This window comes from Sphingobium sp., assembly GCF_036170395.1.
GTDB lineage: Bacteria > Pseudomonadota > Alphaproteobacteria > Sphingomonadales > Sphingomonadaceae > Sphingobium.
In genome coordinates, this window is the sequence record NZ_JAVHPD010000015.1 from 1 (window position 1) to 12725 (window position 12725).

General features: G+C 63.3%; 11 protein-coding genes. 3 read left to right on the plus strand and 8 right to left on the minus strand.

Annotated features, from left to right (window positions below; all coding sequences use genetic code 11):
- Positions 1–28 precede the first annotated feature (28 nt).
- Positions 29–478: a hypothetical protein gene (locus V2B31_RS05625; protein WP_328276241.1), complete on the minus strand. Its 450-nt coding sequence runs from the start codon at positions 476–478 to the stop codon at positions 29–31.
- 266 nt (positions 479–744) lie between these two features.
- Between V2B31_RS05625 and V2B31_RS05630 the strand changes: the two genes are divergently transcribed.
- Positions 745–1149 carry a hypothetical protein gene (locus V2B31_RS05630; protein ID WP_328276243.1) on the plus strand — a complete coding sequence of 135 codons (405 nt, stop codon included), beginning with the start codon at positions 745–747 and terminating at the stop codon, positions 1147–1149.
- Between the two features lie 114 nt (positions 1150–1263).
- A complete protein-coding gene (locus V2B31_RS05635; protein WP_328276244.1) occupies positions 1264–1548 on the plus strand; it encodes a hypothetical protein in 285 nt (94 codons plus the stop codon).
- 30 nt (positions 1549–1578) lie between these two features.
- Here V2B31_RS05635 and V2B31_RS05640 read toward each other — a convergent pair whose 3' ends face one another.
- From V2B31_RS05640 to V2B31_RS05670, 7 genes are all read right to left on the minus strand, one after another.
- Positions 1579–1758 carry a hypothetical protein gene (locus V2B31_RS05640; RefSeq protein WP_328276246.1) on the minus strand — a complete coding sequence of 60 codons (180 nt, stop codon included), beginning with the start codon at positions 1756–1758 and terminating at the stop codon, positions 1579–1581.
- 261 nt (positions 1759–2019) lie between these two features.
- Complete coding sequence (locus V2B31_RS05645) at positions 2020–3336, minus strand: relaxase/mobilization nuclease domain-containing protein (RefSeq protein WP_328276248.1); 1317 nt, start codon at positions 3334–3336, stop codon at positions 2020–2022.
- On the minus strand, positions 3333–3704 hold the full coding sequence (mobC, locus tag V2B31_RS05650) for a plasmid mobilization relaxosome protein MobC (protein WP_328276250.1): 372 nt from the start codon (positions 3702–3704) through the stop codon (positions 3333–3335). Before mobC ends, V2B31_RS05645 begins: the two co-directional genes overlap by 4 nt.
- A gap of 359 nt (positions 3705–4063) precedes the next feature.
- Complete coding sequence (locus V2B31_RS05655; RefSeq protein ID WP_328276252.1) at positions 4064–4906, minus strand: AraC family transcriptional regulator; 843 nt, start codon at positions 4904–4906, stop codon at positions 4064–4066.
- Positions 4907–5057: 151 nt separating this feature from the next.
- Positions 5058–8495, minus strand: a complete 3438-nt coding sequence (locus V2B31_RS05660) for an indolepyruvate ferredoxin oxidoreductase family protein (protein ID WP_328276253.1) — start codon at positions 8493–8495, stop codon at positions 5058–5060.
- A gap of 17 nt (positions 8496–8512) precedes the next feature.
- Positions 8513–9271 (minus strand): SDR family NAD(P)-dependent oxidoreductase, encoded by a 759-nt coding sequence (locus tag V2B31_RS05665; RefSeq protein ID WP_328276255.1) that lies wholly within the window; start codon positions 9269–9271, stop codon positions 8513–8515.
- 4 nt (positions 9272–9275) lie between these two features.
- Positions 9276–10124 carry an N-acyl homoserine lactonase family protein gene (locus V2B31_RS05670; RefSeq protein ID WP_328276257.1) on the minus strand — a complete coding sequence of 283 codons (849 nt, stop codon included), beginning with the start codon at positions 10122–10124 and terminating at the stop codon, positions 9276–9278.
- A 303-nt stretch (positions 10125–10427) separates the two neighbouring features.
- On the opposite strand from V2B31_RS05670, the gene V2B31_RS05675 reads away from it, so the two are divergent.
- A complete protein-coding gene (locus V2B31_RS05675; RefSeq protein ID WP_328276259.1) occupies positions 10428–12725 on the plus strand; it encodes a TonB-dependent receptor in 2298 nt (765 codons plus the stop codon).

Here is a 12725-nt window from a genome sequence, read left to right on the forward strand (position 1 = left end):
ACCCGATCCTGCCGTAGATCGACGGTTCCTACACCACCCCGTGGGACACGACCCCATCGGCCCATGTATCTGTATAAGCAAATTGTTCTAAAACAGTGGGCGATTGATCGAATTGCGATCCAAGGATTTCTATGGTTGATCTATAGTCTGCTTTGCTATCATAAGGGGGGTCGATATAAATCAGGTCAACTTGGCTTCGGAATGACGACCGGCCCTCCCCTCCGGCAAGAAGTGCAGCCATTGCCAAGAGGTTATCGCCATAGACTAGCGTGTTTGGTTCAGCCGAGAGTGACTCTTCGCTCGCAGAATCATGAGGCCTCTTAAAAAGATCGCGCCAATTGCTATCGCGCGAGGGCACAACCAACTCGCGGGTTTGCAGGCCGAGACGATAGTTGCTTTCAGCTCGCTCAATCGCCCGTTCGGCTTCCCGCTTCCCCTCGGATACGATAGACGGCAACTGTTCGAGCAAACTTTTCATTCATATCCCCTTACCATCGTCACGATGGTTCTATTCCGGCCCCGAAACATGACATTTTTCCACCTCCCGGTTCAAGGAGGTGTTCCGTCTCTGTTCCGAGTTACCCCCCTCTAGCCTGCAAGCCTTGAAATGTCAGCCGTCATTCCCGCTGACCGCCTTGTTGGCTTCTTCCCAACTTAGAACCCCGGCCACCCTAGCGTTCGCTTGCCCCGGCAATCCGCCGGACGGGAGATCGCTAAATGTCACGATTGCCAATTGCCGCCGCCATGATGGCCGCGATCATCACCACGCCCGCCGAGGCGCGGGAATACGGTCTTAGCTGTGAGGGCAGGCCGACCTACATTCCCGCTGACAGCGACATGCCGCCGAACACGGCGCGGAATACCGTGCGATTCACGGCGCGGCTGAACCTTCGCGCAAATAACTATGCTTTTCAGAGCGTCGCAGGAACGGGCATTGTTCCGACCGGCGCGGTTCCCCTCTTAGGTTTAGATAGAGGCGGCAACCCGGTCGTCATGCACGACTGGCGCGGGGCAGATGGCCGCGCCCGCTACCTTGGCCTGCTTTTCGACCTGAACGACGCGCGTTTCCAGATCGCTGGCTGGACGATCAACGCCAATGGCCAGAAGGTCGCAGAATACTTCGAAGGCTCGTGCGCGGTCACGCGCTGACCGCATGGCGATCAATCCAAGGGCGCGGGCATTCCCGCGCCCTTTTTCGTGTCCGGCGTTTTTCCCATTCCCCGAACCCAGCCCGCCTAGCGTCGTCACCCAAAGGAGACGCTGATGACCGAAATCACCCCCTACCGTATTGAATTGCTGAAGGCAGAGCTGGCAGGCGAATGCAGCCGCATCGCCGCCGACCTTGGGCTGGACGTGGAAGGCGAGGCCATCCGGCATGGTCTGTTTACGCCGAAACAGGCGCGAGGTGCGTTCGATGGCGGATCGCCGCGTGTCTCGCTGGCGCGGCTTGTTGATTTCATGTTCACGCTGCGAACGCTCTATAACTACAGCCTGCCGGATGATGGCTTCACGCCGGATGCCGAAGATGATGACGGCATACCGTGGTGAGCGAAAGGGAAGCCCCCGAAGCGGCTTCCCTTAGCTAATTCGCAGGCCGCGACGGGCGAGTTCAGCGCGTATCAGGCGCAGGGCGGTTGCGGCTTCCGCGAACGCCACCGTCAGGCGCGGGGCCGAGATTTCGCGGGCGGCACGGTTGAACAGGGCGGCCAGTTCGGCATCGGTTTTGTGGCGCAGATCGTCGCTTGTCAGCTTGAACATCTTTTCCTCCTTTGGGTTGGCAGCCCGTCTGGGCCGCGTTGGAGGAACCGGGTCCGTTGCATGGTGTCGGGTGCATCTCCCCAGCGGAATCAGGGGATCGCAATGCACATGGAGAAGGCTTCACGCCTTGCACCAATCAGGCAGCGTCAGCGGAATTGTTGACGACATAAGCGCCCGGATGGGCGCAGTATTCAAAAGAGAGAAGATGGAAAGCGGACTGGCGAGGCTGGCACAGAACCGGGCCGGAGGCCCGTTCATCCCTCACCGCGAAAGATCGAGTCCCCGGCTGGACTGGTGGCGCGGAGCCGCCGCCGCTTCCGCGCCGGACTGACGATTGAACTCCTGCCGCGCCTCTGGGGCGCGGGCATCGCGCATCAGGCGGTAATTCGCGGCCTGCTTATGCAGGGCCAGCACTTGCTCGGCGTGGCGGGTGCGGGTTTGCCGGATACGGTCTTGCAAGCCACGACGATCCGCATGTTGCGAGGCCAGCAGCGATTGCCGTTGTTCACGGTCGCGCTGCAAGCCCCAGAACGCCTCCATCTCATTCCGTTTCTGCGTTTTGGCGTGGTCGCCGGTCAGACGGTCCCATAGGCCCATAAAGCCGCCGCGCAGACGGCTAGCGCGTTCCTTGGTTTCGGCATTCCAGCGTTGTTTCTGGCCCTCATCGAGCCGCTTGCGCTCATCGGCATGGCGCTCTTTCATGGCCTGCCGCTGATCGAGCAGCGGTTGCATGGCATTGCGGGCAATGCGCCGGGCTTCCGTGATATATGCGCCAAGGCGCGGCGCGATGGCCGATCCGATATGCGCCTTGGTTTCATCGACGGAGCGCAGATCGTCCGGCTTTCCCAACTTGGCCGTGACCTCTTTCGCCTTGCGGTCGGTCAGGCGGGATAGCGCATAGACTTCGCCCTCATAGGTGACGACGACATGGCCGCGCCGGTCGCCTTTGGCGAGATACAGGCCGCGTTCCTCAAGCGCTTTGGCGAATGAGCTACGACTATCCGATACCGCCCAGCAGTCCTGCACCATGCCGAGCAGATCGCCAGCGTTCAGCCCGGCGCGTTTGGCCTGTTGCCATTCATCGAGCGTGAAATTGCGGGGATCGCGGGCTTTAGAATCCATCAGCCCCTGCGGCATTTTCCAGCCGTGATCGAGATAGAGCTGTTTCGATAGGTCCCGCAGCTTTCCCTTGAAGAATGAGAGCTGCTTGGCGGTCATGGTTTCCGCGTCGATCCGCGACCAGACCGCATGGGCATGGCGGCGACCTTCCTTCTCATGGAACACCACGACGCGGGGCTGGCCTTGCAGGCCCAGCTTTTCCTCAATCGCCGCTATCGCGCCTTCAAAGACCTCCGGGCGGACGTTTTCGGTTTCGGGCGGGTTGAGACTGACCGAGAACAGATATTGCTTGCAGCGCGTGCCGCTGGCGAGCGCCTGCGCTTCCTTGAACGCGCCTGTCACCGACTCGGCCATGAAGCCGCGCACTTCGTGGATTTCGACATGCTCGTTTTCCTCCATCTTGAGCAGATGAAGGGCGAGTTGTTTACCGCCGCCGCGCTGGGATGCTTTCAGGATCATGGCGTGGCATCCAGACCCAGCGCCCGCACCAGCATGTCGCGCATGGCGGAAATGTCGGCGGCAGCTTCTAACAGCGCCGCTTCCGTGTCGGGCGTGACCGGCAACGTGCCGAGATTGGCTTGTTTGGCGAGCTGATTCAGATTGTTGGCGATGCGGGACTGGCCCAGCAACCCAATAACGCGGGCGATGGCCTCCTGATCTTTAACGGGAGCCTTGCCGCGCTGGCGTGGTGGCGGCTGGTCAGGATCGAACAGCCGCCAATGGATATAGGACGCGAGCGACATGCCCGCCGCGTCCGCTTCCAGCTTGGCGCGTTGCTCAAATGTGAGCCGCAGACAGAATGGCGATGGGCGTTTGCGCTTGCTCACGCGCACCCCCGTCAGCGGCGGTGTCGCCTCCGCACCGAAGCCGGGACAGCTTCGCGCGGGGCGCTGCTATCCTCACCATCATTCGCTGGCGCGAGCTTTCCTTGGCCGAGACTGCTGAACCGAAGAATCTTGTTCCACGCTTCAAGCTCTGTCAGAATTTGGTTCGAACCTACTCCCTGTAGGTCCGCCAAACTGCTGGTTGCCAGAGCCAGGGGGGGTTCGACCCCTGCGCACCTAACCGATACCATCCAAAGCTCAGCCGGCCTCTGTACAGCGCCTCAACAGCTGAAAGGCCATCGTCGGGAACGACGCGCAGGGCGGGTGTCCGTCATGCAAGACGCGGGCTTAGCTCTCCGTCATCAGCCGCGAGCGAAACTCCGGCTTAGCGCCTGGCCTTCAGCCCGCAAGGCCCGCCGATAATGATTCGGCGTCACACCCTGATGATAGCGGAAGAAGCGGGTGAAGTTGGTCTGCTCGGTGAAGCCGATGTTGGACGCGATGTCGTGGATCGGCAACTCGCTCTCGCCCAGTTGGCGGACTGCGCGGTCCATCCGCACGGCATCCCAATATTGGTTCGGCGTAATGCCGGTCTGCTGCTTGAACAGATCGAAGAAATGCGGGCGCGACAGGCCGGACTGCATCGCCAGATCGTCGAAGCTGATGCGGCGGTCGATATTCTCCAGCATATGCTGGATGCTGCGGCGGATGCGATAATCCCGCGGATAGCGGCCGGGCTGCGGCGCGTTGCGCTCCTGCGGGATGTTGGCGAACAGGTCTGCGACCAGATCCTCCATGTAGCCGCTGCCCTGAAGCGTCGGCGACGACAGATGTTCCGCGATCGAGTCGATCAGCGCGCCAATCGCGCCCTGACGCTCAAGCACTGGCTGAGCGAAGAATTTGTCGCGCGGGCTGCAATCGGTCAGCCGCGCCAGATAGGCGCATTCGATATAGAGAACCAGAAAGGTGGTCTTGCCTTCCGGTCGGGTCGTCCGATAGGCATGCGGCTCCCAACTGTTGATGCACAGCAGGCTGTTGCGGTCCACCGGATAGGTAACGCCATCGATCAGGAACGAGGCGCTGTCGCCGCCGATGGGTGCCAGAATATGGGCCTGAGCATGGGCGTGGACGACGAGATCCGCCACCATCTCCAATATCGTGAGGCGGCCGAATGACGCATGGCTAACTCGGATGGCGTTCCCCACGACCGTTCCTCATCCTCCTGCTGCGCGGTTCCGGTCTCCGGCGTCGATACGCCGGGGCAGGCCGCGCGTCTTTATCCGCAATCACATAGCATTCCGGCGACGGCCGGTCCACTCTGGCTGTTGCGCGCGCGCCCAATATCCGATCATCGGATCAACGGCTGAGATCGGCCCACCGCGCCAGCAAGGCGTCGCGCTCGCGCGCCGCCGCCTGCATCGCCGCTTCCTTTACATGGCCGAACCCGCGCACCTGATCGGGCCAGGAAGCAAGGGCGACGGCGAGTTCGGGGTCGCGGTCCAGCTTCCCCGCGATCAGGTGCGCGACCGTGTCCTCATAGGCGGCGATCATCGCCCGTTCCGCCTTGCGTTCGGTGCTATGGCCGAACGGATCGAAGGCCGTGCCGCGCAATCCCTTCATCTTCGCGAGCAGCGGGAACAGGCGTAGCATCCAGCCGCCAAAGGCCATTTTGCGCGGATGGCCGGTGGTGGGATCCCGCCGGGCCAGCAGCGGCGGCGCGAGATGCAGCTTGAGCGTCACCTTGCCCTCAAACGCCCCCGCGAGCGCGCGCGCGAAAGTCCCGTCGCTATAGAGGCGGGCGACCTCATATTCATCCTTATAGGCAAGGACGCGGGCGTAATTGCGCGCCACGGCTTCGGTGATGCGGGTCGATTGCGGCAGTGCGGCCTGCTCCGCCTCGGCGACGCGATCCACCAGCGCGCGATAACGGGCGGCATAGCCAAGGTTCTGATAGGCGGCGAGCAGCCGCTCGCGCGGCGCCAGAATGGCCGCCAGAGATGTGTCCCCCGGCGCCCGATCCAGCCCCGCTGCCTCCCATATGCTTTCAGGATAGGCGACCAGCCGCCGCCCGGCGCGGAATGCGGCGATGTTCATGGCGACGGCGGCGCCGTTCAGCGTCACCGCGCGCTCGATCGCGTCGGCGCTCAGCGGAATGAGACCGCGCTGCCAGGCGACGCCCAGCATCAGCAGGTTCGTCGCCATTGCGTCGCCGAACAGCCGCTCGGCCAAGGTCGTCGCCGGGATCACCTCCATCCGCTCCTGCGCGACCCTGCCCGCCATGACGTCCAGCAGCGCGTCGGCCGGGAAGGCAAGGTCGCGATGCCGGGTGAATTCGCCGGTCATCACCTGATGATCGTTGATGATCGCCTGGCCCGTCGCCCGGTTCAGCACGGGCAGCGCTTCCTCGCTCGCGGCGACCACCAGATCGCATCCGATCATCAATTGCGCCGCGTCGGCGGCGATGCGCACGGCGGAGATCGCTTCCTGCGTGGGGGCGAGCCGCACATGGCTGACCACGGCCCCGCCTTTTTGCGCCATGCCGGTCATGTCCAGCGTGGCCGACCCCTTGCCCTCCAGATGCGCCGCCATCGCCAGTATCGCGCTGATCGTGACGATGCCGGTGCCGCCCACGCCGCAGGCGATGATCGCATAGCCATCGTCGAGACGAGGCAGGATCGGCTCGGGCAGATCGTCGGCGCCCTTCGACAGCCCGACGCTCGCCCGGCGCGGCTTGCCGCCGATGACGCTGACGAAACTGGGGCAGAAGCCATCGACGCAGGCATAATCCTTGTTGCAGGAGGACTGGTCGATCCCCCGTTTGCGACCCAAAGGCGTCTCGACCGGAATGAGCGCGGTACAGTTGGAGGCGACGCCGCAATCGCCGCAGCCTTCGCAGACCGCCTCGTTGATGAAGAGCCGGCGGGCGGGGTCGGGGAAGGTGCCCCGCTTGCGCCGCCGCCGCTTCTCCGCAGCGCAGGTCTGGTCGTAGATGAGCGCGGTCACGCCCGGTGTGTCGCGCAATTCGCGCTGCACCGCTTCCAGATCGGCGCGGTGGCGGATGGTGGTTCCCTCGGCCCAGACGACCTCCGGCCCATATTTGTCCGGCTCGTCCGTCACCACGACGATGCGGGCGACGCCTTCGGCCGCGACCTGGCGGCTGATCGCCCAAGGGGTCAGCGGACCGTCATGCGGCTGCCCGCCGGTCATGGCGACAGCGTCATTATAGAGGATCTTGTAGGTGATGTTGGTGCCCGCCGCGACGGCGGCGCGGATCGCGAGCGATCCCGAATGATAATAAGTGCCGTCGCCCAGATTCTGAAAGACATGCGACGTCCGGCTGAAGGGCGCTTCGCCGACCCAGCTGACGCCCTCGCCCCCCATCTGGGTATAGCCGTCGACGGAGCGATCCATGAACTGCGACATCCAGGCGCAGCCGATACCGGCCATGCCCCGGCTGCCCTCGGGCAATTTGGTCGAGCTGTTATGCGGGCAGCCGGCGCAGAAATAGGGGGTGCGGTGCAAGGGCGACGTCGACGGCGCGGCCAGCGCCCGCCCCGCCGAGCGCCGCCGCACCGCTTCGGCCAGTCCGGCGTCGCCGGACAGAGCCGCCAGCCGCAGACCGATGGCCTCGGCGATCTCATTGGCCTGAAGGTCGAGTTCGGACCGCAGCAGCGTGTGGCCCGCTTCGTCCTGCTTGCCGACGATGACCGGACGGTCGGGCAGGTTGAACAGCAGCTCCTTGAGCTGCCCCTCGATCAGCCCGCGCTTTTCCTCAACCACCAGAACCTGATCCACGCCCGCGATCGCCGCCTGCGCGCCTTCGGGCTCCAGCGGCCAACTCATCCCGACCTTGTAGACCCGCAGGCCAAGCTGGTCGGCGCGCGCGGCGTCGATCGACAGGTCGGCGAGCGCCTGCACCACGTCCAGATAGGATTTGCCGGTCGTAACGACGCACAGGCGCGGCGTCTTGCTGTCCAGCACGACCCGGTCCAGTCCGTTCGCCCGCGCCCAGGCCTGCGCCGCCTTCAGCTTGAACCGGTGCAGCCGCACCTCCTGCGCCCGCGGCGTATCGCCGGCGCGGATGTTGAGCCCGTCGGCCGGCAGGTCGAGCCCATCGGGCGCGACGAAGCGATAGCGATCGGGCGCCAGCTCGACCGTCGCGGTGGCGCTGACGGTGTCATGGACGCATTTGAGAGCGACCCAGCAGCCGCTGAAGCGCGAGAGCGCCCATCCCGCAAGACCGAAGTCGATGATCTCGGCGACGCCGGACGGGTTCAGCACCGGCACCATCGCATCGACCATCGCATATTCGCTCTGGTGGCAGGTGGTGGAGGATTCGCAGGTGTGATCGTCGCCCAGCAGCAGCAGCACGCCGCCATGGCGCGATGATCCGGCGAGATTGCCGTGCCGGAATATGTCGCCCGACCGATCGACCCCCGGCCCCTTTCCATACCACATCGCAAAGACGCCGTCGCGCGCGCCTTGGCCGCGCATTTCCGCCTGCTGGCTGCCCCACACGGCGGTGGCGGCTAGTTCCTCGTTGATGCCGGGGTTGAAGACGATGCTGGACGGCGCGAGGTAGCGCTTGCTCTGCGCCAGTTGCTGGTCGAGCGCGCCCAGCGGCGATCCGCGATAGCCGGAAATGTAGCAGGCCGTGTCGAGGCCAGCGGCGCCGTCCAGTTCCCGCTGGAGCATCGCCATGCGGATCAGCGCCTGCGTGCCGGTCAGCAGCACGGGACCGCTCCGGCTCTCGAACCGATCTTCCAGGCGGACGTCCTTGAGCGTGGTCGCCATATATAATGCTGCTTTCGCTATAGGGTGGAAAGAAGATGGCCGCCGTCCACGACCAGCGCCGTGCCGGTGACATGCGCCGACGCGCCGGAGGCGAGGAACAGGAGCGGACCGTCCAGATCGGCGGGCTGGCCCAGCCGGGTGGGTATCCGCGCCTTCATCCGCGCCCCCGCTTCGGACGCGAAGAAGCCGCGATTGAGATCGGTTTCGACATAGCCGGGGCACAGCGCATTCACCCGGATGCGGTGCCGCGCGAGTTCCAGCGCCATGGCGCGGGTCAGCTGGATGAGGCCGGCCTTGGACGCGGCGTAGGCGCTGGTGTTGCCCGCGACCCGCAGGCCCAGAATGGAGGCGATATTCACGATCGCGCCGGGTGCGTCCGCCGCCACCAGAGCCTTGCCGAAGGCCCGGCTGACACGCCACGCGCCCGAAAGATTGGTGTCGATCACCCGGTCCCAGTCATCCTCGTCAAGCTGAAGCGCGCTGGCGCCGGCGGCGACGCCCGAACAGTTGACGAGGAGGTCGAGGCCGCCGAGCGCTGCCTGCGCGTTGGCGACACCGGTCATGACGGACTGCGGATCGGTGACGTCCATTGGGATGGCGGTGATCGCGCCCGGATGATGCGCGACCAGCTCCGCCAGCCGGTCCTCGCGCCGGGCCGCAGCGGCCACTATCGCGCCCCGCTGCGCCAGCAACCCGGCAATATGTTCGCCGAGCCCCGACGATGCGCCGGTGACGAGGGCGCGGACTCCCGCCACCGAAAAGAGGTCGTCGCCCATCAGCTCATACCGCGAACCATTGCCGCTTGGGCAGCGCCCCGATGATCGGCCCGGGCACCTGATCGTGCAGGCGACCGATCACTTGGCCGCCATCGACGACAGCGGGGCGGTCATGCATCGGCAGCACGAAACGGCAGCTGTTCAGCACTTTCTTGATCGCCCCCTTCTCCTCGCGCTTCGTGCAGCCATGATTGCCCGTGGTCGCCGGCTCCGACGCATTCACCTGATAGAGCGGCTCCACCACCTGATCGTTGATGTCGTAGATCACGTCGCCGCAGATATTGGCGATGCCTTCAGCGGTTTCGACCAGGATGTTCATCGATCCTTCGGTATGCGCGCCGGCGGGCACGCATATGACGCCCGGCATCAGCTCCTCGCCGCCCGTAATCTCCAGGTCCAGCAAGCGCAGCGCATCCTTCGTATGCAGCCGGTCGATCAGATGCTTGATGTCCTCCGGCGGATATTGCGCGCCCATCAGGCCGGACACCGCATATTCCAGCTCCCGCCGGTTGACGACGACGGTCGTATTGTCCGGGAACAGATCATCCTTACCAGCATGGTCGATATGCAGATGGGTGTGCGCGACATATTTGATGTCGCCATATTTCAGGCCGTGCATCGCCAACTGCTGTTCCAGAACTTGCTCGGGGGTTTGCACCGCCACCATGCCCAGCCGCGCCATGATCTCGAGATTGCGATAGCCGGTATCGACCAGCACGGGCGCCTCGCCCCCCAGGATCAGATAGCCGAAGGTCCATACTTTCGCGATCGAACCGCAGTTACGGGCATGTACCAGGAAACTCGATTCCAGTTCGATGTCGCCCAGGTCCAGAACCTTGATTTCCAACGCCATAATGCCTCTCCGCTCAACACTGCGAATTTTGCAGTTACGATCGAGATATGGCCCCACAATGAGATAGCAGTAAAGCGGATGTAAAATACTATCCGACGATCAGATTAAATGGTCTCCAGCGATAATCATATCCAGACGATTAGATCAATTATGCTGCTATTTCGGGTTATTTCATACGATCGGATCAGACAGGCTGCCCCCCGCGCTGTTTTATCGTGGAGTATCGAACGACACAGGTAAAGCCGGCGATATCAACATGCCGGCGAGGGGAGAGAGAATATGCTGGGGCATATCCATAATCATATGATGACGTCCGCGATCGCGCTGGCGGCTTTGCTGGCCGCGCCAGCGGGGGCATGGGCCGCCGATGCAGGCGCGCCCGCACCTGCGGCGCAACCCGACGAGCAGGCCGCTACGCCCGAAGGGCTTGCCGACATCGTCGTGACGGCGCAGCGCCGCAGCGAAAATCTTCAGCGCGTCCCTGCGGCGGTGACCGGCCTTTCCAGCGACGCCATCGCCAATGCGCAGATCAACAGCAATGAAGATCTCCAATTCAACGTCGCCGGCCTGACCTTCGGGCAGCAGACCGGCGTCGCGCGCGTCAACATCCGCGGCATCGGGCTCGAAAGCATCACCTCGGGCGCCGACGCCAGCGTGGCCTTCCACGCCGACGGCGTCTATTTCGCCCGCGCCGCCGCCACGGCGGGCGTATTCTACGATATCGAACGGATCGAGGTCGTGCGCGGGCCGCAGGGAACGCTCTATGGCCGCAACGCGACCGGCGGTTCGGTCAACATCATCCACCAGGGGCCGACCGAGGAATTTTCCGGCTATGCCCGACTCACTTTGGGCAATTACAGCCGGATCGGCTTTGAAGGCGCGATCAGCGGCCCGATCGTGCCCGACCGGCTCCTCGCGCGCGTAGCGGTCAAGACCAATGATCGCGACGGTTTCGGCAAGAATCTGGCGACGGGCAAGGATATTGACGACCAGAAGCTGCGCTCCTTCCGGGCGACGCTGGACTGGCTGCCGAGCGATGATCTGAAGGTCCGTCTTTGGGGCGACTATCACACCGAAGACGACAATAATTATCCCTTCCACTATGTCGGTCCCGGCGGGCGCGACCGCAACAAGCCGGCCAGCATCTTCGGCTTCCTCTACGATACGGACGGCACGATCATGCCGGTCGGCATTGCCCTTGCCGGCTTCCAGTTCGGCGACCCGCAGGACGAACTGCGCATCCGCCCGCCGCGCCGTCGCACGCGCGACATCTACAACAATATCATGCCGATCAACGACCGGACATTCTGGGGCGTGGGTCTCGATGTGACCTATGACATCAGCGACTCGGTCAGCTTCCGCAGCATCTCGTCCTATCGCGATACATATTGGTCGCTGTTCAACGATCTCGACAATAGCGAGGTCGATTGGACCCGCATCCGCCAGATCGAGGACGCATGGCAATTCAGCCAGGAACTGCAACTGTCCGGCAAGACCGATCGGCTGACCTGGCTGGTGGGCGCTTTCTATTTCCGCGAGAAGATCCGCGACGGCTATTTCGAGCTGTTCTTTCCCGCCTTTGACGATGGCAATGGATCAGGCCGGCTGTTTCTGGGCGGATCGACCGATACCGACGCCTATGCCGCCTTCTCGCAAGTCACCTATGAGGCGATCGACAATCTCAATTTCACCGTCGGCGCGCGCTACAGCTATGAAAAGCGCGGCGTCGATCACTCGCGCATCTTCGCGCCGTTCGGCTGGAACTTCACCGAACAGGAGAGCGAGGGCTTTTCCGCCTTCACGCCCAAATTCGGCGTCGATTACACCACGGCGGGCGGCGCGCTCCTCTACGCCACCGTCTCGCGCGGTTTCAAGAGCGGCGGCTTCAACCTCGGCGGGGTGCCCGGCGCTGGGCTGACTGCGACGACGGCGGCCTATGATCCTGAAAAGGTCTGGAGCTATGAGGTCGGCTTCAAGAACCGCTTTTTCGACAATCGCCTGCAAACCAATATTTCGGCCTTCTACCTCAAATATACCGACCTTCAGGTCAGCAAGATCGAAAACAATCTGGTGGTGGTCGAAAATGCGACCAACGCCAAGATCAAGGGTGTCGAGGCGGAGATCACCTTCCTGCCGGTCGATGGCCTGACGCTCAGCCTGACCGGCAATTATCTCGACGCGACCTTCGACGAATTTTTCTCCGACGATCCGACGACGCTCGACGAAGGCACCGTCGATCTCAAGGGAAACCGTCTGCCGTCCGCGCCGAAATTCGCGATGACCTTCGCTCCCACCTATGAATTCACCCTTGCCAGCGGCGCCAAGCTGTCGGTGCGCGGCGAATTCATCCATCAGAGCAAGAAATATTTCACCCCCTTCAACCGCGACAACGCCGTGCAGGTGGGGCATCAGCGCTACAACGCCAATATTGGGTTCGACAGCGCCAACGGCCGCTGGAGCATTGACGCCTATATCCGCAACATCACCAATGCGGTGCATTTTTCGGGCACGGTCATCAACACCGAACCGGTCGGCTTCACCCGGAGCGCCTATCTGGAGGAACCCCGGACCTACGGCGTCACTTTAGGCTTCAAATTCTGA